This window comes from Bacteroides propionicifaciens DSM 19291 = JCM 14649 (genome assembly GCF_000375405.1).
Classification (GTDB): Bacteria; Bacteroidota; Bacteroidia; order Bacteroidales; family Bacteroidaceae; genus Bacteroides_E; species Bacteroides_E propionicifaciens.
The window spans coordinates 20,439-41,443 of the sequence record NZ_AQWS01000024.1 but is presented as its reverse complement, the minus strand read 5'-3'; the positions used below and the strand labels follow the sequence as shown (position 1 = coordinate 41,443).

General features: G+C 38.3%; 12 protein-coding genes, 1 tRNA gene, 1 rRNA gene and 1 pseudogene. 12 read left to right on the top strand and 3 right to left on the bottom strand.

Features of this window, described 5'->3' with window-relative positions; genetic code table 11:
- The first annotated feature begins 116 nt into the window (after positions 1 to 116).
- Together rrf and B091_RS0108420 are read left to right on the top strand one after the other, a co-directional pair.
- Positions 117 to 227, top strand: a 5S ribosomal RNA gene (rrf, locus tag B091_RS0108425).
- 188 nt (positions 228 to 415) lie between these two features.
- A complete protein-coding gene (locus tag B091_RS0108420) occupies positions 416 to 2,521 on the top strand; it encodes a glycoside hydrolase family 97 protein (protein ID WP_018109565.1) in 2,106 nt (701 codons plus the stop codon).
- On the opposite strand, the pseudogene B091_RS12850 reads toward B091_RS0108420, so the two are convergent.
- Positions 2,516 to 3,316 (bottom strand): annotated as a pseudogene (locus B091_RS12850) (carbon-nitrogen hydrolase family protein). The gene B091_RS0108420 and the pseudogene B091_RS12850 overlap by 6 nt on opposite strands.
- A gap of 74 nt (positions 3,317 to 3,390) precedes the next feature.
- Positions 3,391 to 3,463, bottom strand: a tRNA-Met gene (locus tag B091_RS0108410).
- A 230-nt stretch (positions 3,464 to 3,693) separates the two neighbouring features.
- Between B091_RS0108410 and B091_RS0108405 the strand changes: the two genes are divergently transcribed.
- The 3 genes from B091_RS0108405 to B091_RS0108395 are packed head-to-tail and all read left to right on the top strand — an operon-like array spanning position 3,694 to position 5,716.
- On the top strand, positions 3,694 to 4,293 hold the full coding sequence (locus B091_RS0108405; RefSeq protein ID WP_018109562.1) for a TetR/AcrR family transcriptional regulator: 600 nt from the start codon (positions 3,694 to 3,696) through the stop codon (positions 4,291 to 4,293).
- A gap of 4 nt (positions 4,294 to 4,297) precedes the next feature.
- Positions 4,298 to 5,044, top strand: a complete 747-nt coding sequence (fabG, locus tag B091_RS0108400) for a 3-oxoacyl-[acyl-carrier-protein] reductase (protein ID WP_018109561.1) — start codon at positions 4,298 to 4,300, stop codon at positions 5,042 to 5,044.
- A 3-nt stretch (positions 5,045 to 5,047) separates the two neighbouring features.
- A complete protein-coding gene (locus tag B091_RS0108395) occupies positions 5,048 to 5,716 on the top strand; it encodes an RluA family pseudouridine synthase (RefSeq protein WP_018109560.1) in 669 nt (222 codons plus the stop codon).
- 69 nt (positions 5,717 to 5,785) lie between these two features.
- On the opposite strand, the gene B091_RS0108390 is transcribed toward B091_RS0108395, so the two are convergent.
- Positions 5,786 to 7,171: a sigma-54-dependent transcriptional regulator gene (locus B091_RS0108390; RefSeq protein WP_018109559.1), complete on the bottom strand. Its 1,386-nt coding sequence runs from the start codon at positions 7,169 to 7,171 to the stop codon at positions 5,786 to 5,788.
- Positions 7,172 to 7,382: 211 nt separating this feature from the next.
- On the opposite strand from B091_RS0108390, the gene B091_RS0108385 reads away from it, so the two are divergent.
- The 7 genes from B091_RS0108385 (at position 7,383) to B091_RS0108355 (ending at position 20,963) form a co-directional block, all read left to right on the top strand.
- On the top strand, positions 7,383 to 8,216 hold the full coding sequence (locus B091_RS0108385) for a peptidylprolyl isomerase (RefSeq protein ID WP_025069595.1): 834 nt from the start codon (positions 7,383 to 7,385) through the stop codon (positions 8,214 to 8,216).
- Positions 8,217 to 8,219: 3 nt separating this feature from the next.
- Positions 8,220 to 9,467 carry a M16 family metallopeptidase gene (locus tag B091_RS0108380; protein ID WP_018109557.1) on the top strand — a complete coding sequence of 416 codons (1,248 nt, stop codon included), beginning with the start codon at positions 8,220 to 8,222 and terminating at the stop codon, positions 9,465 to 9,467.
- Entirely contained in the window at positions 9,464 to 10,801 is a 1,338-nt protein-coding gene (locus tag B091_RS0108375) for an MATE family efflux transporter (protein ID WP_018109556.1), read from the top strand. The genes B091_RS0108380 and B091_RS0108375 overlap by 4 nt, the downstream gene beginning before the upstream one ends.
- Before the next feature lie 82 nt (positions 10,802 to 10,883).
- Positions 10,884 to 13,064: an ATP-binding protein gene (locus B091_RS0108370; protein WP_162137974.1), complete on the top strand. Its 2,181-nt coding sequence runs from the start codon at positions 10,884 to 10,886 to the stop codon at positions 13,062 to 13,064.
- 50 nt (positions 13,065 to 13,114) lie between these two features.
- Entirely contained in the window at positions 13,115 to 17,578 is a 4,464-nt protein-coding gene (locus B091_RS0108365; RefSeq protein ID WP_018109554.1) for a translocation/assembly module TamB domain-containing protein, read from the top strand.
- Positions 17,575 to 19,965: a translocation and assembly module lipoprotein TamL gene (tamL, locus tag B091_RS0108360; RefSeq protein ID WP_018109553.1), complete on the top strand. Its 2,391-nt coding sequence runs from the start codon at positions 17,575 to 17,577 to the stop codon at positions 19,963 to 19,965. The genes B091_RS0108365 and tamL overlap by 4 nt, the downstream gene beginning before the upstream one ends.
- 95 nt (positions 19,966 to 20,060) lie before the next feature.
- Positions 20,061 to 20,963: a glycosyltransferase family protein gene (locus B091_RS0108355; protein ID WP_018109552.1), complete on the top strand. Its 903-nt coding sequence runs from the start codon at positions 20,061 to 20,063 to the stop codon at positions 20,961 to 20,963.
- Positions 20,964 to 21,005 lie beyond the last annotated feature (42 nt).

Here is a 21,005-nt window from a genome sequence, read left to right as displayed (position 1 = left end):
AGTACTAATTGCCCGTCAACTTATATTAACGCTTTTAAGGTCTGTATTTACTTTTAGTTGTAACTAGAATACTAGTTACTATTCTTGTTGATTTATGTTTATAACCAAAAGATATTTTAGGTGGTTATAGCACAAGGGTTCCACCTCTTCCCATTCCGAACAGAGAAGTTAAGCCTTGTCACGCCGATGGTACTGCATACCCGTGGGAGAGTAGGTAGCCGCCTTTTTAAGAAGAGAGAGTCATAGGATTAGTCCTAATGACTCTCTCTTTTATTGTTGATATAGGTCTGTGGGTCCGGCCCAACCATTCTTGCTAAATATCGCTTTAATTATTAGTTAGTTTTAATTATAAACTAAGAGTAAGTACGTAACTTGACAGTTTCAGTTGTTTAATAGATTAATTAATCCTGATACTATGAAAAAATCTATCTGTCTTGCCTTATGTCTACTTTTTATTAATAACTTATTTGCTCAAAAAATTAGTTCTCCAGATAGTTGTCTAGAGCTGAACTTCAAGCTTAATACGAGTGGTGAACCTATTTATAACCTTTCTTATAAAGATCAGGTGATAATAAAGGATAGTGGCATGGGGTTTCTGATTAATTCTCCAGATCCTTTTAATCAAGCCTTTACCATAACTAATATTACTGATCTCTCTTTTGATCAGACCTGGGAACCTGTTTGGGGTGAAAATGCTCAAATTCGGAATCAGTATAATGAGATGTTGGTTTCATTAACGCAGGCTAATACAGATCGACAATTGGATATTCGTTTTCGCCTTTTTGACGATGGTTTGGGCTTTCGATATGAATTTCCTATCCAAAAAAACCTGCGTCATTTTATAATAAAGGAAGAGCTAACACAGTTTAACATGGTTGCTGACTCTAAGGCTTTTTGGATACCAGCCGATTACGATACCAATGAATTCCCTATAACTACGTCAAAACTTTCTGAAATCGCCTCTTTAATTGATGGTGTCAGACAAGAGCCATTGGCTGCTAAAGCACCATCGTCAACATTGGCAGTTCAAACTCCATTGATGCTTAAAACTAATGATGGTATTTATATCAATATACATGAAGCTGCATTAATCAATTATCCAGCTATGTTTTTGAATGTCGGTGCTGACTTGCCTTCACTAGATTCTCACTTAGCACCCGATAAAAATGGTAATCGTGGATATATCCAGACTGGATCAGTTACCCCTTGGCGTACGGTTGTTCTTAGTGATGATGCACGTGATATTCTATCATCAAATCTTATTTTAAATCTCAATACTCCTAGTGAAATAGAAGATACCTCATGGATTAAACCAATGAAGTATGTAGGAGTGTGGTGGGAATATTTCACAGGTGGTGGATCTACTTGGGCGTATACTGATTATCAAGATATCAAATTGGGTCAAACAGATTATTCATCTCTTACTCCCAATGGCCGACACGGTGCAAATACTCAACATGTAAAAGACTATATTGATTTTGCTTCTGAGCACGGTTTTAATGCTGTTTTAGTAGAAGGTTGGAATGAGGGTTGGGAAGATAATACTGCTTATGTAAAAGAGCAGATATACAGTTTTACCCAGGCATATCCTGATTTTGATGTTAAGGAACTTCAAGAATATGCAGAATCAAAAGGAGTAAAGTTGATGATGCATCACGAAACTACATCTTCTGTTGTGGACTATGAGAGGCAGCTACACGATGCTTTCGAGTTTATGGTAGATAATGGTTATGATGCTGTTAAGACTGGTTACGTAGGTCCCATAACACCTCGTAGTGAATTTCACGATGGACAGTGGATGGTAAATCACTATAACTACGTTGCTAAAACTGCAGCTGATTATAAAATTATGATTAATTCGCATGAAGCTGTTCGGCCTACAGGACTGAGCAGAACTTATCCCAATTGGTTGGCTCAAGAGTCTGCTCGTGGGACGGAGTTTGAGTCTTTCAACGGTAATAATCCTGATCATACAACTATTCTTCCTTTCACTCGGCTGATGGGTGGCCCTATGGATTATACTCCAGGTATATTCCAAGGAGATTTGTCGGTTTATGGACCTAATAAGGCAAAATTAAGCACAACTCTTGTTAAGCAGTTAGCTTTGTACGTGACTATGTATAGTCCTTTGCAAATGGCTGCCGACTTAAAAGAAAATTACGAGCGTTTTCCTGATGCCTTCCAATTTATAAAAGATGTAGCTGTTGATTGGGATAATTCTTATATTCTAGAGGCTGAGCCAGGTGACTATATCACTATTGCTCGAAAGGCTAAGGGTAAGAATGAGTGGTATATTGGGAGCATTACTGATGAAAATCCACGCGAAGCAGTTCTTGATTTAAGTTTTCTGCCTGTTGGTAAGAAATATGAAGCGACAATTTATTCCGACGGGAAGGATGCTCATTGGATTAGTAATCCTCAAAGCTATGTTGTTTCTAAGAAAAGGGTGTCAAGCAAAACTAAATTGAAACTTCAATTAGTTCCAAGTGGAGGTGTAGCGGTCAGTATAAAAGAGTTATGATTTAGATTTTAATGCAATAGTATATTTGTCATGTTCTTCGAGAAAATTATTTGTAATAAGACTACCAAAGGCAGGATTATTAACTAGACTCAGATCGATATGGGTAAAGGCCAGTAGCTCTTCGTTGCTGGCTTTTATTATGGTATGACCATCGGGATCTACTATTTGGCTTTCACCTCTATAGTCTTCTGCCTGACCTTCAAATAACTCTGTGCCGATTCGGTTACAGCTAATGACGTAATATTGATTTTCTAAGGCTCTAATAGGTATGATCTTTGGGGTTACATCGCCACCAAAGCAGGACGAATGGCAGATAATTTGAGCTCCGAGCTGTTTAAGTTTAGAGCTTAATGGGGCAAACCAAATGTCAAAGCAAATTACAGTTCCCACTTTTGCATCTCAACATTGGTAGACATCGATATTTTCGCCAGGGGTAAATATACGTTTTTCGTAATCGGTCAGATGTATCTTTCTGAAGCTGTAGATTAATCCTTCAGGACCAACCATTATTGCAGTATTATAAATCTTATTATTATCGATTTCGGGAATTGTTCCTGTAATGTAACCCTTAGAGTTTTGGGCAATCTCTTTGAGTCGATTTACAGTGTAGCTATGTTTAATATTTTCCACGTATGGTTCTATATCTGAGCTATGATCAAAAGCATAGCCACTAGTAAACAATTCAGGAAGTACAAGTAAATCGAACTGCGTAGATTGCAGTTTAGTTTCAAGGTAGTCTAAATTGGCTTTAACATCTCTTTGGAATACTGCATATTGAAAAAAGCCGACTTTCATATCTAATCTAGGTTAGGATTCTGCTGTTAGTAATAATAAAAAAGGGAAACATATTTCTATGTTTCCCTTACTAGTTGCGGAGACCCGACTCGAACGGATGACCTTTGGGTTATGAGCCCAACGAGCTACCAACTGCTCCACTCCGCGATCATTCTGAGTGCAAATATAAAGCAAATAAATATGACCTCCAAATTATATCGGAGGTTATTTTTAGTACAAACGAGTAAGGTACTGATATGTTGCAATATAAAGTTTTAAAAAGATTATTACTTATAATATCTCCTAAAGATTAAATTTCTATTAGGGCATTATTTGTATGCTTATTAGAAAAAAGGTAATTTTGCTCAGATTATTAATGTTTGTGCAATAATTAATATATGAGAGTTCGTAAAACTAGAGATCAACTTGTCGATGTTGCTCGGCTTCAGTTTGCTAAAAACGGAGTTGAGAATACTACAATGAATGATATTGCTAAAGCTTCTAAGAAAGGTCGCAGGACTCTTTATACTTATTTTAAGAACAAAGAAGATGTTTACTTAGCTGTAGTTCAATCAGAACTGGATAAACTTTGGCAGCATTTAAAGACTGTATCCGAAAAGAATATTCCACCTGATGAGAAGATGTTGGAAATTATTTACACACGTCTTGAAGCAGTAAAAGAGATTGTCTTCAGAAACGGTACCCTTAAAGCAAGCTTCTTCCGTGACATTTGGAAAGTCGAAAACGTGAGAAAACGTTTTGATTGTAAAGAAATCAATTTGTTTAAGAAAGTGCTTGCCGATGGTATAGAGCAGGGAGTTTTTAAGGTTCAAGATGTTGAGATGACTGCTTCTTTAGTACATTATTGTTTAAAAGGTATTGAGGTACCATTTATTAGGGGACAGATTGGTGCAGATATTGATTACGAGAAAAGAAAAGTATATATAGCCAATATCGTATTTGGCGCTTTAGGTAAAGAATATAAATTAAATCAATAAACTTATGGGATTATTAAGTGGGAAAACAGCCCTTGTTTCAGGAGCTGCTCGAGGTATTGGAAAGGCGATAGCACTTAAACTAGCTTCTGAAGGAGCTAATATTGCTTTCACAGATTTAAGAATGGACGAAAACGGTTTTGCAACCGAAAAAGAAATCGAAGCTTACGGTGTTAAGGCTAAAGGATATGTTTCTAATGCTGCTGACTTTGAAGATACTGCTGCAGTAGTTAAAGCGATTCACAAAGACTTTGGTTCGATTGATATTTTAGTAAATAATGCTGGAATTACCAGAGATGGTTTGATGATGCGTATGACTGAAGACCAATGGGATTCTGTTATAACGGTTAATCTTAAATCAGCATTCAATTTTATCCATGCCTGTACCCCAATTATGATGCGTCAAAAATCGGGTAGCATTATTAATATGGCTTCTGTTGTAGGTGTTTCGGGTAATGCAGGTCAGTGTAACTACTCAGCTTCTAAGGCGGGTATGATTGGTCTAGCAAAATCTATTGCCAAAGAGATTGGTTCTAGAGGTATTCGTGCTAATGCTATTGCTCCAGGGTTTATTGAAACAGACATGACTGGTGCTCTCTCAGAAGAGGTACGTGAAGAATGGGCTAAACAAATACCTCTTCGTCGTGGTGGTACTCCCGATGATGTTGCGAATGTTGCTTTATTTTTGGCTTCAGACCTTTCTTCTTATGTAACAGGTCAGGTTATTCACTGTTGTGGTGGAATGAATATGTAATTTATGCAAGTACTTTACGAAGACAATCATATTATTGTAGTAAATAAGGCTAGCTCTGAAATTGTTCAAGGAGATAAAACGGGCGATTCCCCACTTTCTGATACTATTAAAGAGTATCTAATTCAGAAGTATAATAAGCCAGGTAATTGCTTTATTGGCGTTGTGCATCGGTTAGATCGCCCAACAAGTGGAGTTGTCTTGTTTGCTAAAACAAGCAAGGCTTTACCTCGGTTGAATAAATTATTCAAGGATGGTGAGGTAGAGAAACACTATTGGGCTATCGTTAAAAATAAACCAAAGGAAGATGAAGGGGTGCTTACGCATTATTTGGTTCGTAATACGCGCCAAAATAAGAGTTACGCTTACGATGAACCCCAGCCAGATAGCAAGAAGGCTGTCTTAGAGTATAAAGTAATAGGGAAGTCCGATAACTATTACCTGTTGGAGATTAACCTCTTGACAGGTAGGCATCATCAGATTCGTTCGCAGCTCTCTAAAATTGGATGTCCTATTAAAGGAGATTTAAAGTATGGCTTCAATCGATCAAATCCTGATGCAAGTATTAGTTTACATGCTCGTTATCTTTCCTTGGTACATCCTGTATCTAAAGAGAAGATTGAGGTCATTGCACCCGTTCCAGAGGATGTGCTTTGGCATAGTTTTACACTTTAGGTATAATTTACTACAAATGATATCATACAAACAAAAGGCGTGAGAATTCAGTTTCTCACGCCTTTTGCTTTATGTGTCTAATCCGTAAAGCTTGATCTTATTATATAAGGTTTTTCGATCTACTTTAAGGAGTTTAGCTGCTTGAGTTTTATTGTTTTTTGTATGCTTGAGAGCAGCAACTATTTTTTCTTTCTCAGACTGCTCATCGTAAAGCTCAATGTTTGGCCCAGTCGAGAGCTGAGCAACTAATAAAGGCTCTGTGAAGTTGGTAGCTTGTGAGAGTTGATCTATTTCTAGGTTTTCGAAGCTTATTAGATCAGTTTGAGTCAACAAGGTAGCCTTGCGTATGGTGTTTCGAAGTTGACGGATGTTTCCAGGCCAAGGGTGCTGTAGTATTCCTAGTTTTGCTTGAGGAGTGAAGTCCGATACCGACTTATCAAATTCCTTATTAGATTCTGCTAAAAAGAAATCCATAAATAGTGGAATATCTTCTGTACGCTCTCTAAGATCTGGCACGCGAATGCTAAACTCATTGATTCGATGGTAAAGATCTTCCCTAAAAGCTCCCGCTTCAATGGCTTTTGGCAAATTTTCATTGGTTGCAGCAATAATCCTGATATCAATATTAACCTCTGAGTTTGATCCTATCGGGGTAATCACTCTTTCTTGTAGTGCTCTTAAAAGCTGAATTTGTGTATTGTAGTTTAGGTTGCCTATTTCATCTAAGAAAACAGTACCTCCCTTTGCTTCGACTAAAGCTCCAACCTTATCTGTAACTGCTCCTGTAAAAGCACCTTTTATGTGTCCAAAAAACTCAGATGCTGCTAGCTCTTTGGGGATTGCTCCACAGTCTATAGCGATGAAAGGTTTGTCTGCACGCTTACTTTTTTTATGTATTAAATGGGCTATATGTTCTTTCCCTGTTCCACTTGAACCCTCAATAAGCACTGATAGATTTGTAGGACCAACTAAATCTACGTGCTGATAAAGCTGGTCAGATGCAGGGCTATTGCCTTGTATGTAATTTTCGGAAGGCTCAAGAGGTTTCGATTCGCATCTCTCTTGATTAGGCTTTGCTGAACCTTTAGTGCTGAGTGATGTACTTAAAGCTTCGTCCATTTTTCCGAGTAAATCTTCGGGGTGAAAAGGTTTGGTGATGTAATCAAAAGCCCCCAGCTTTATAACTCTTACTGCCGACTGAACATCGGCATAGCTGGTCATGATAATAAATGGCGTATTTAGATTGATGCTGTGCATCCATTTAAGTAAATCTTCTCCTTGTTGGTCTGGAAGACGCATATCAGAAAGGATTAGGTCATAATGATGCTCTTTGATCGCTTTCTTAGCATTTAAAATGTTACTTGCCGTGTCGACTTTATATCCTTTTTTTATCAAAACGGTTTTTATCATCAGGCTAAATGTTATATCATCTTCAACAATTAAAATAGAATTCATTTTATAAGCTTAGTTAGTCTTTACACAAAGGTATGCTGTTTTTTCAAATCTTTAAATCTCTGAGTTGATATTATATTAACTCAAGTTAGATATTCCTACATAATCTCTGTTAAAATAAATAGCTTATTGGAAAAAGTAGAGAATTAGGGTATTTATTGAATGCTTATATAGTTGATTAATTGTATTTTTGCTCAACTTAAGAATCGAGTCTATGAATAAGAATTTTAATATACTTGTAATAGCGAGTTTACTGTTAGTCAGTTGCAGCTTGAAATCAAATAAGAATGATATGGATACCCAACAAAAAGTAAAAGTAGAAACCACCTTAGGTGATGTTGTAATCAAACTCTATAATGAAACTCCCAACCATAGAGATAATTTCTTGAAACTTGTTAAAGATGGAACTTACGAAGGAACTCTGTTTCATCGTGTTATTAAAGACTTTATGATTCAAGCTGGTGATCCTGATTCAAAAGGTGCTCCTGCAGGAAAGTCTTTAGGTTCTGGAGATCTAGGCTATACTATTCCTGCTGAGATTGTTTATCCTGAGTTGTTTCATAAAAAAGGAGCTTTGTCTGCTGCACGCCAAGGAGATCAAGTTAATCCAGAAAAAGCATCTTCGGGATGTCAGTTTTATATCGTGACGGGCAATGTCTATACAGAAGAATCAATCATAGGTCTGGAAAATCAGATGAACGAATCAAAAGTTCATGAGATATTCGAGGAGTTGGCTCGTAAGCACATGAAAGATATCTATAAGCTTCGAAAAGAACAAAATGAAGAGGCTCTTCTTAACCTGCAAGAAGAACTAATTGAGAAAGCAGAAGCAGAGGCTGCTTTGCAACCTCAGTTTACCTTTACTCCTGAGCAGATTCAGGCTTATACTACAGTTGGTGGAACTCCTCATTTAGATCAAGAATATACTGTGTTTGGCGAAGTTGTCGAAGGTCTTGAGATCGTTGATTTGATTCAAGAAGTAGAAACTGATCGCAACGACCGCCCATGTGCAGATGTGAAAATCATTAAGATGTCGATTATAGACTGATTTATGTTGAAAATTAATCGTAAAATACTTTCAAACGGATTACGTTTAGTACACTTTGAAGATAAGGCTACCCAAATGGTAGCCTTAAATCTCTTATATGATGTTGGTGCAAAAGACGAAAATCCCTATAAAACAGGTTTTGCTCATCTCTTTGAGCATCTTATGTTTTCTGGCTCGGAGAATGCTCCAAGCTACGATGAACCTTTGCAGAATGCTGGAGGTGAGAACAATGCTTGGACAAATAATGACATTACCAATTTTTATCTCACAGTCCCTCGTCAGAATGTAGAAGTTGGGTTTTGGTTGGAGTCTGATCGTATGTTTAATCTCTCGATTAACGAACGAAGTGTTACTGTTCAAAAAGACGTGGTAACAGAAGAATTCAAGCAACGTTATCTAAATCAACCCTATGGTGATGTTGGTCACTTAATTCGTGAATTAGCCTACAAAGTACATCCATACAGATGGCCAACGGTTGGTCGCGATATCTCGCATATTAAAAATGCAAATATTGAAGATGTACAGCAGTTTTACGATAAGTTTTATACGCCCAATAATGCAATTTTAGCTGTGACTGGTGGCATTGACTTCGAAACAGCAGTTGGTTTGACCGAAAAATGGTTCGGCTCTATCGAAAGGTTTAGTGACTTTAAAAAGCCTTTAATCATAGAGCCTGCCCAACAAGAGAAGCGCTTTTTAGAGGTGAGGCGCTCTGTTCCAGTTGATATGTTAGTTATGGCTTTTCATATGTGTGATCGAAGGAGCCGTAACTATTATGCTTTTGATATTCTTTCGGATATATTATCTAATGGGGCTTCAAGCCGACTATATCAGCGATTGGTTTTAGATCGGAAGGTGTTTTCGTCAATTGATGCTTATGTGTCGGGTTCGGTCGATGCTGGACTTTTTCATATTGGCGGTAAACCCCATGAGCGTGTGAGTCTATCGGAAGCGGAGGCAGCTATTTGGGAAGAATTGGCTTTGCTCAAAGAAGAGAAAATTGCAGATTATGAATTGGACAAAGTGAAAAACAAGTTTGAGTCCAATTACATATTTAATAATATTAGCTATTTGAACGTGGCAACTAACATAGCTTGGTTCGAGCTTTTAGGAGATGTCGAAGAGATTAATCGAGTAGTCTCAGATTATAAATCAATTTCAGCTGAGCTCTTGCAAGAAATAGCTAAATCAACATTTATACCCGAGAATAGTTCGGTTCTTTATTATAGAAAGGATAACACACAATTATGAGATTTTACGAAAAATATAAGTCGGATTACAAAGCACTACTTTACCTGGGGATACCCATAATTATTGGGCAACTAGGTATTATAGTGATGGGTTTTGCTGATACTTTGATGATCTCGTGGCACAGCAAAAATGAGTTGGCCGCAGTAGGTTTTGTTAATAATGTATTTAACCTACCCATTATCTTTGGTACAGGTTTTAGTTATGGTTTGACACCTATTGTTGGGCGATTATTTGGTATGAAACGGTTCTCTCAGGTAGGACAATCACTTAAGGGGAGCTTGCTTTCAAACCTTATGTTAGGTGCAATACTTACATTAATTATGTATATCGTTTACCTAAATGTTGAGCACTTGGGGCAGCCTCAAAACTTGATGTATCTTATCAAGCCCTATTTTTTAATCTTAATTTGTTCTATTCCTTTCGTAGTACTATTTAATGCGTTTAAGCAGTTTTCTGACGGAATTACCGACACGCGTCTTCCAATGTGGTTGCTTGTTGGTGGTAATGCGATGAATATCGTAGGTAATTATGCTCTGATTTATGGGAAGTTTGGCTTCCCTGAGCTTGGTTTAGTGGGTGCTGGAATGAGCACTTTGTTCTCGCGTATCTTGATTGTTATTGTTTTTGCCTGTATTTTCTTTTTCTCTACGCGTTATACCCAATACCGTGAAGGATTTATGCGCTTGCCATTAACCAAAACACTAGTTGGTCAGATCAATAAAATGGGGTGGCCTGTGGGTGTACAGATGGGATTGGAGAGTGCAAGCTTTAGCCTTAGTGCAATCATGGTCGGTTGGCTAGGTAGTGAGGCTTTGGCTTCGCATCAGATTGTGATTACTGTTTCGACAGCTACCTTTATGATTTATACGGGTATGGGTGCAGCAGTAGCCATACGTGTGAGTAATTTTAAGAGTAATAATAACTTGAAAAGTATTCGAAAGACCTCTACAGCAGGTTTTCACTTGATTTTAGTTTTAGCTGTTATACTATCAACCGTAGTTTTCTCCTTGAAATCACATTTTGCTGGTTGGTTTGGTCAGGCCGATAATCCTGAGATTGGGGCTATGATATTAATGTTGATGTTGCCGATGATTTTATATCAATTTGGCGATGCTTTGCAAATTAACTATGCAAACTCATTACGTGGTATTGGTGATGTTAAGCCGATGATGTACATTGCTATATTCTCCTATTTTTTGGTTTCACTACCATTGGGTTATGCTTTGGGATTTGTATTTGATTGGGGGATTGTAGGGATTTGGATGGCTTTACCTGTAGGGTTAACATCTGCAGGAATTCTTTTATGGTTACGTTTTAGACAAAAGACCAGATAGGATAATGGAGGCTCCTTCTAAACATATTAAAGTTAAATTAATCTTAGGGTTTAGCTCTTTGTTGGTAGTTTTACTCCTTACGTTGTGGTTTTTATATGCCAATGTGAGGGTATTGACTCAGCTTGATGATGATTCAGTTCTTAATACGGATAGTATATCCTTACTGATACAGCAGAAGGATTCTAAGACGACAGAATTGATTCACTCGTTTAGCCAGTTGAATACCAATTTAAAAGTTTCTTCGATTAATCTAGATAAGCTTTTACTTTCTAAGGAGCCTGTTCCCATTGTCAAAACTAGCATTAAGTTAAAAGCTGATACGGTGCTTACAAAGCCCAAGAAGAAACGATTTTTTCGTCGCTTAGCTGAAGCATTTTCTCCTAGCAAAATGGATAGTACCGTTAAGGTTCGGACTTACGAAGAGATAGCGGTTGATACTTTTTATCAGTCGTCTATTCGTCAAGATACAGCAGATACAAAGCTAATAGTAGAAATCAAAGAATCACTTGAAGCTGAAAGGCGGTTAGTTCAAAAAAGGACATACCAGACAAATCAACTCAAAAAGATAAGCAAGCAGTTAAGTTTGCAAATTGACTCGATCCTCTCGAACTATGATAAAGCTCGTGTGGATGATCTGCTCAATCGAATTCGGTCAAGTAATGAAAGTAGGCAGACAGCAGTGCAATGGGTAGGTATAATTGCTTTGGTTGCTATTCTACTAACAATAGTGTTTAGTATACTTTTGGTTCGTGATATAAATAAGAGAAATAAATATCGTATAGCTCTTGAACGAGCCAATAGGCGGGCAGAAGATTTACTTCAAGCTCGTGAGAAGCTTATGTTGACAATTACTCATGATATTAAAGCTCCGATAGGGACTATTATGGGATATTCTGAACTCCTGAATGATACAGCTTTAACACAAGAACAAAAAAGCTTTTTGCTCAATATTGATAAAGCTACTAATCATGCTTATCGCTTAATCTATGACCTATTAGACTATCACTCTTTAGACTTAAATAAAGCCAACATCAACACAACCGTATTTAATATCTACGACTTGCTTCTTGAAATTGAAGGGTTCTTTATTCCTCAATTTAAAGCTAAGGGGCTTGAGTTTATCACAGACTTTAACTCCTCTAAGCTTAATCAATGGATAGAGTCAGATCGGATGCGTTTAGCACAAATTCTAACCAATTTACTTTCAAATGCTAAGAAGTTTACTAATGTTGGTCGTGTAGAATTATTCGCTAGTATGAGTAATGGACAACTTGTTTTCAGAGTAACCGATACGGGAGTTGGGATGTCTGAGTATGAGAAAAACAAGGCATTTAAGGAATTTACGCGATTACCAAATGCTCAAGGTCAAGAAGGAGTTGGATTAGGTCTTTCTATTGTAAGTAAAATTGTCGAATGTCTGAATGGATTTGTTTCGATTGAATCTACGCTGGGTAAAGGCTCTCGGTTTACAGTACAGATTCCAGTCAGACAGCTTAACTCCAGAGAGATAGGTGATAAAGATTCGCTGAAGGTTGAATTTCCAGAGGGTACCCGTATTCTGCTTCTGGATGACGACAAAATACAATTAAAGCTAACAGCTTTGATACTTCGAAAATACGGTGCTGAAGTTCTTACTTGTAACACGACGGATGAAGTGTTTTTGGCTTTAAAATCTAAGACCTATTCACTTCTGATTACCGATATCCAGATGCCTGAAATGGATGGATTTAAATTCCTAAACTTGCTTCGTTCCTGTAATATAGATACCTTTAAAACAATTCCAGTCTTGGCTATGTCTGCACGAACCTTTATGGATGAAACTAAGTTTGTAAAGGCTGGTTTTATAGGGGTGTTGAAAAAACCTTTTCAGGCGATTGATGTTATTAATAAACTTGAGGTAGTCGAAAACAGAGTACTTCAGCAAGAGGTTGAGCCCGAGTTTAGCCTGAACACTCTTCAAGAGTTTGTAGGAGATGATAAACTGGCATTAGACTCTATTTTACAGAGCTTTGTTGCTGATGGAACTGCACAAGCTGAGGCCCTTAATCTTGCTATTAAAGATGGTAACTGGCAAGAAGTAGTGAGAACAGCTCATAAACTGTTACCTCTGGTAAAGATGTTAGGGCAACCCAAGCTTAGTGAATTACTCTCAATGCTTGACTCTGATCGGACAGACTTTGATAAGCACGAGATAGTGAATCTAGCTTTGATAAAGCTTCAAGACTTGACTGGAGCGATAGCAAAATATCTTAAGACAAAATAACGATTACCCCAACCTTATAAGGTTGAGGCGTTAAATAAAAAGAATCTTTTATGAAAAGAAAATGGGTCAGACGCATTGTATTGGTGTTATTGATTCCTATAATCATATTTGCTCTGTTGATTGTTAGTTTATACATTCCTTCAGTTCAGAATTTTATACAGAAGAAGGCTACTTCTTATGTGTCTGAAGCTACAGGTATGGATATTAGCATAGGTAGGGTTGACTTGCGCTTTCCCTTGAACTTACTTGTGCGCGATGTTACGGTCCTTCAAGAAAAAGATACGATGCTATCTTTCAGCGAGCTTAATGTAAGCGTACAAGTTTTACCCTTGCTCAAAAAGAAGGTGATGCTTAATACACTGATGTTAAATCAGGCAAAGGTTAATACTCGTTCATTAATTGATGGGGTTAAGGTTAAGGGAACTTTAGGGGATATTAAGGTAGGTACTCGTTTGGTTGACTTGGATACAAGTATTGCCGATTTTACGGATATCTATTTAGATCAAATTAATTTGTTGGTTGTTTTGGCCGATACGACAGAAACTAAATCCGACGAAGAGCCTCTTGATTGGACCATTCTACTTGATAACATCAATTTGACCAACAGTAGTGTCGATCTGCAAATGCCTCTTGATTCTATGACTCTTGGTGCGCATCTTCCTTCACTGAATGTTCGAGGAGTTAACATAGATTTGGGTGCAGGCAATTATGGAGTATCTCGAATTGACCTTTCCGAAGCTGCATTAACATATCAAAGTGGAAGTATTGTTCGTCAGCTTGGGGTTGATCCTAATAATTTAGATTTTAAAACACTTTCTCTCTCCTTCGACTCGGTATTCTATGGTGAAAAGCTCATTCAGGCAAATATCGAAACGTTTAGCTTCCTCGAAAAATCGGGAATTCAAGTTAACTCTTTAGAGGGTAGATTGAAAATGACTGACGAGTACTTTAGTTGTTCTAACTTATCACTCCGTACTCCTCTATCTCTGTTTACTCTTGGGGTTGATGCCCCTCTAAACTGGTGTAATGATACTGTTCCAACACAAATAGATGCCTCGGTTCATTTGAGTTTGAAAGAATTGGCTATGGCGCTAGGAGTTAAAGATGAGGATGTTGATATCTCAACTTGGGGCCCGATAATAGCCAAAGTAAAAGCAAGTGGTACAGCTGATAATCTTCGACTAGACGAGGTTTATGCTGAACTCTCAGACTCTTTTATCTTTACGATTCAAGGAGCCGCTAAAAAGGCTTGTGATGAAAACAAGCGTGTAGGTCAGGTCGATCTACTAGGTGATTTTTATGATTTATCTAGGTTTGAGAGTTGGATTGCCGATGATGGCTCAATAAGAATACCTAAGCAAATGTTGCTAAAAGGTATCGCAAGTATAAACGGTAGTAAAATTCATACACAGCTCTCGCTTAATCAAGGTAAAGGAGTTGTCAATTTAGAAGCTGATTATGATACAGCTAATGAGTCTTATCGTGTAAGTGGAGATATTGATTCTCTTAATATTAATCATTTCATACCTAATCAGCCTCTTTATAACCTGTCGCTAGGTTTGCAGGCAAAAGGTTCGGGTATAGATTTTATGTCGAATAAGTCCCAAGGAGAATTTGATCTACACCTAAATGAATTGAGATATGATCATTTGGCTTTTAGGAAATTTAACTTAAGTGCCCTTTTGAACTCTGGCAAACTGCAAACTAAAATAAGTAGTGATAATCCTATTGTAAAAGGAACTATAGATGGCTACTATATCTTGACTGCACCTATGCTGAATTTGAATTATCAAGTTAGTATTGAAGATATAGACCTCTATAAATTGGGCCTTTCTAAGCAACGAATTAAGGACCCTGTAAATATAACAGCTGATCTGATAACCGATAATGACTCTGTATGTTTGACTATAAATTCTGGTGACTTTGCATTCCATTTTGATGCTCACCAGTCGTTTAATGAGCTTTTGGATCAGTCCACTTTGCTGATGAAAACCTTTATGGCTCAGCTTAAGAAAAAAGATATTGATTATAACGACCTTCAAAAGCATTTGCCCGAAGCTCATTTGGCTTGGGAGGTTGGACAAAAAAATGTAATCTCGTCTCTTCTATCTCAAAATAAGATAAACTACACCAACTCAACTGCCAAATTCGAAGTCAATCCTTTAAGGGGTATGCACGGTTGGATGGGAGTGGGTGGCTTTAAAGTGGACTCATTGAAACTAGACTCGATTATCTTTACCCTAGATCAAGATACCACAGGTATTCGTGTAGAAACTGGGGTGGTGAAGGGTAAGAAAAATCAAGAGACAGCCTTCCGTAGTTTTGTTCGTGGATTCTTAAGTAAGAGTAGTGCTAGTATTGATCTTGATTTTGAAACAGGTAATAATATGAAGGGACTTTTGTTCGGCGTTAATATAATGCCTGTGGGCAAAGGTACTTATGTTACCCTAACTCCTGATGAACCCATTATAGCATTTAGGAAGTTTAAGTTTAAGGACAAGAAGAACTGGTTAGTCTTACGCGATGACTTTCGGGTTTTTGCCGACATTGATATGGAAGAAACTCGTCAGATTGGTTTTAAGATGACCTCCAACCTCAAAGATACAACCTCTCTACAAAATATGAATATTGATATTCGGGAGATTCAGCTCAATGACATCACTCGCTTATTCCCATTCTTGCCACAACTCGATGGGGTATTCTCTGCCGAAACACATTATGTGCAAACCGACTCCACATTGCAAGTTTCTACTGAGCTTTTTATAGATAGCCTGCAATACGAGAAAAAGCTTATTGGAGATTTAAGTCTTGGAGCCACATGGTTACCCGATGGCAAAAACTCGGATCTTATCAATATGTACCTTACACATAATCACGATGAAGTCCTGATGGTTGATGGTGTTATCAACAGGGCAGGAGAACAAGATGTGGTTGATGTCAATGCAGTGTTTGAACATTTCCCCTTGAAGGTGGCCAATGTTCTCTTTCCCGAAGGAGAACTTGCTTTAGATGGTGATATTGATGGGCACTTGCATATTACGGGGTCTGCCGATGCACCTAAGATCAACGGAGAGCTTATTTTGGATAGTGTAACGATCTTCTCAAAACAAGCTGGGGCTAAATTTACCCTTGACAGTAGACCAGTGGTAGTCAAAGATAGTAAGATTGTTTTCAATGATTTTGCAATTTATAGTACCGATCAAAACCCATTCAAGATTAATGGAACAGTCGATATTACTAATCTATCCGAACCAGTTATAGACTTAAAACTTACGGCAAGCAACTATACACTAATTAATGCTAAGCGTACTAAGGAGAGTATTCTCTACGGAAAGCTTTTTGTCGGGGTTAATGCGACCGTTAGAGGAACACTCGATGCTTTGAAAATGCGAGGAAACATGTCGGTGTTGGATAATACCGATTTAACCTATGTTCTTACGGAATCTCCTCTTACTGTTCAAGATAGGCTGGGTGATTTGGTTCAGTTTACATCATTTAGGGATACCACTGAGGTGCATACCGATACGATACCTCGAGAACTTGGTGGAATTGATATGGTGATGGCTATTCACATTGATCCATCGGTTCAGTTTAAAGTCGATTTAAGTGCTGATAGGAGTAGTAGAATAGCCTTGCAAGGAGGTGGAGATCTATCGATGCAATACACGCCTCAGGGTGAGTTCTTCCTAAATGGTCGTTATGCCTTAAGTGGGGGTATTATAAAGTATTCATTGCCTGTAATCCCGTCTAAAGAGTTCCAAATATCCAACGATAGTTATATCGAATGGACGGGTAAGGTTGACAATCCTAAGCTCAATTTGCTTGCTTCCGATAGGGTGCGAGCCTCCGTTTCCGAGGCTGATGGGTCTTCTCATATGGTTAACTTTGATGTCATTATTGGGGCTAAAAACAGGTTGGATAATCTTCAACTCGTATTTGATGTCAATGCACCAGATAACTCTACGGTTCAGAATCAGTTGGCTTCTATGGGTCAAGAAGAGCGTAGTAAACAGGCTATAGCATTGCTTGCTACTGGTGTTTATTTGGCAAGCTCTGGTAGTGGAGGAAAGGGTGGTCTTGATATGGGAGCAGCTCTGAATAGTGTGTTGCAAAGTCAAATTAACGCTATTGCTGGTTCATCACTTAAAAATGCAAGCTTGTCGGTAGGTGTTGAAGAGTATGATATGTCTGAAGCAGGTGGAAAACGTACCGATTATAGCTTCAGGTATTCACAGCGATTTTTGAATAACCGATTCCAAATTAGTTTAGGTGGACGAATCAAGACTGGAGTACAAGCCGAAAATGATTTCGACTCCTTTATCGACAACGTTTCGCTAGAATATAGGCTTGATGCTTCGGGCACTCGCTTTGTAAGAATCTTCCATAACAAAAACTACGAAAGTGTGTTGGAGGGAGAGATTACCGAAACTGGTGTAGGTCTTATCCTACGTAAGAAGCTAAATCGTTTGGGTGAGCTGTTTATCTTTAAAAAGAAGAAAAAACAAGAGAAATGAAAAAACACAATACAATAAAAATATTGCAGCAGGTCTTAGGACTATTCTTAGTGAGCTTGATTGTTTTGTCTTCTTGCTCCACCACTAAGAACCTGCCAAAAGGTGAGGTCTTATATACCGGGACTACTAAAACAGATTATGACAAAAAGCCTGCTAATAAAACAGACAATACAGCTCTAGACGAACTTGAGGCTGCTTTATCTAAAGCACCCAATAATAGTTTGTTTGGTAGCTCTAGTCATAGAATCCCCTTTCCTTTCGGTTTGTGGGTGTATAATAGTTTTGTACGTTATGAAAAAGGTTTTGGCAAGTGGATCTTTAATGCTTTCGCCGCTAAGCCTGTATTTATCTCAACCGTTAACCCAGATATTCGGGTTAAGATTGGAACTAATATTCTACATGACTTTGGCTACTTTAATGGCTTGGTAACTTATGATATAGTTCCCAATAAAAAGAACGACCGCAAAGCTAAAATTCATTATACTGTAAACATGGGGCATCCTTATATGGTGGATACCCTGACCTACTATAAGTTTGAGCCCTCTATTCAGAACATTGTTAACTATGCTTCGCGCTGGTCTAAAGTAAAACCTGGAGATCAGTTTAATGTTCTTGACCTTGATGCTGAACGCACACGTGTTAATACGATACTCAGAAACCTTGGTTATTACTATTTTCGCCCCGATTTATTGACCTTTCAAGCAGACACGACACTCGTTGAGGGGGAAGTTAGTTTACGGATGCGTCCGCTACCAGGCTTACCTCCTGAGGCACAGCGTAAGTATTATGTAGCTAAGACTTCTGTAGCCATCTTAGGTAAAAATGGAGAAGAACCTAACGATACGTTGCTTTATAGAGACTTGGATATCTATTATTATAATAAACTCCCCGTACGTCCGAATATGCTTTATCGTTGGGTCAATGCCGATCAATATTCTTCCGATGTCTCTGCCCGTCGTAGAGGTAAGAAAAAACTTTATAGCCAGACTCGTCATATGCGTATGCAAGAGAGGCTGGGGGAAGTCGGTATATTCAAACATATTGAGAGTGAATATGTACCAGTAGGTCCAAAACTTACTAGTGATTCCCTAGATTTGAATATTCGTGCTGCCTTAGAGTTGCCCATGGATGCCGAAATGGATCTTAACGTAACCTCCAAAAGTAATGATCAACTAGGTCCTGGAGCTGTTTTTACCTTAGGTAGAAGAAACGTGTTTGGTGGAGGTGAGAAATGGAATGTTCAACTCAAAGGGTCGTATGAATGGCAGACAGGTACCAATAAGAGTTCTCTGATGAATAGTTATGAGCTGGGGATATCTACTTCTTTGACTTTCCCACGACTCTATTTCCCTAAGTTGCATCGTCGGGAGTTTACGTTCCCTGCGTCAACAACTTTCCAGCTCTATGCCGATCAGCTTAATCGAGCAAAATATTATCGAATCCTCTCGTTTGGAGGAAAGGCTACTTATGATCTGCAACCCAAAAGGACCGTTAGGCACTCGTTTTCTCCGTTGAGGCTAACCTTTAATGTGCTTAAAAGTAGTACTGCTGCGTTCGACTCTATAGCCGAACTCAACCCAGCTCTTTATGTGAGCTTGCAGAATCAGTTTATCCCCGCGATGGAATATGTGTTTACTTACGACAATGCTCCACTTAAAAAGAGAAATAGTCGTCTGTGGTGGCAAAACACCATTGTTTCTTCGGGTAACTTAACCTCACTTGCTTATGCTGCCTTTGGGCAAAGCATCTCTAAAAAAGAAAAGGCACTTTTCGGTTCTCCTTTTGCCCAATTCCTTAAAGTTAACTCCGAGGTCAGGTATCAATGGATACTGAATCGTAATCAATCTATTGCGACTCGTCTTGGTGCAGGTGTGATTTGGTCTTATGGAAACTCGCGAGTAGCTCCTTATAGCGAACAGTTCTATATTGGAGGAGCCAACAGTATCCGTGCTTTTACTGTGCGTAGTGTTGGCCCTGGAGGGTATGTACCCGATAAAAGTAACCGATATTCATTCATTGATCAAACGGGTGATATACGTTTAGAAGCTAATATTGAGTACCGTTTCCGTATTGCTGGTGATCTTCATGGGGCTACCTTTCTTGATGCAGGTAACGTATGGTTGTTAAGAGATGACCCAGGTGTCGATTCCAATGATGCAAGCAGTCGAAACCGTCGAGAAGGTAAATTTAAATTGGCCAATGTACCTAGGCAAATAGCTTTAGGTACAGGGCTTGGCCTGCGTTATGATTTTGGGTTTCTGGTTTTGAGATTCGACTGGGGTGTCGCCCTACACGACCCTTACAAGACGAAAAAGAAAGGTTATTACAATATTGAGAAATTTAAAGATGGGCTGGGATACCACTTCGCTATAGGTTATCCCTTCTAGTTTGTAGTAAAGATTTAATCAAAAAATAAAGACTCTATAATACAATATTTTGTATCTTTGTCTTAATAAAAACTAATCATAAAAACACGATAAATATGAAACCTACATTATTTGTTCTAGCTGCTGGTATGGGAAGCCGATATGGTGGACTTAAACAGTTGGACGGGCTTGGTCCTAACGGAGAAACTATCATGGATTACTCAATTTTCGATGCTATTCGCGGAGGATTTGGTAAGGTGGTTTTTGTTATCCGTAAAGATTTTGAAGCAGATTTCCGTGATATTATTCTTAAGAAATATGCAAACCATATTCCTGTTGAAGTGGTTTTTCAAGACTTAAACGCTTTACCACAGGGCTTTACCTGTCCTGAAGGTAGAACAAAGCCATGGGGTACTAACCATGCTGTACTTATGGGTAAGGATGTTATTCATGAGCCTTTCGCAGTTATCAATGCCGACGATTTTTATGGTAAAGATAGTTTTGAGGTGCTAGGCAAAGAGCTTTCTACTATGACGGGTAAGAAAAACGATTACTGCATGGTTGGTTACCGTGTTGGTAATACGCTTTCTGAAAGTGGTTCTGTTGCGCGTGGTGTGTGCCAGACTAATCCTGAAGGTTATTTGACTTCGGTTGTTGAGCGTACGGCTATTGAGCGTGTTAATGGTAAGGTAACCTTTAACGACGAAAATGGTAAGCCTGTTGTGATTGATGATCACACGCCGGTATCTATGAATATGTGGGGTTTTACACCTGATTATTTTGAGCATTCAGAAGCTTCTTTTGCTGAGTTCTTAAGAGAAAATATGGACAATCCTAAAGCGGAATACTTTATCCCTCTTGTGGTAAATCGTTTGATCACTGAAGGTACTGCTCGTGTGAAGGTTTTGGATACAACAAGCAAATGGTTTGGTGTTACTTATGCTGCCGACCGTCAAGGTGTGGTTGATAAAATTAACGCACTTATCAAATCTGGTGAATATCCAGAAAAACTATTCTAGAGTTTTTCTAAAATAAACTTCTAAGCAGAAAGCATTTTTAAG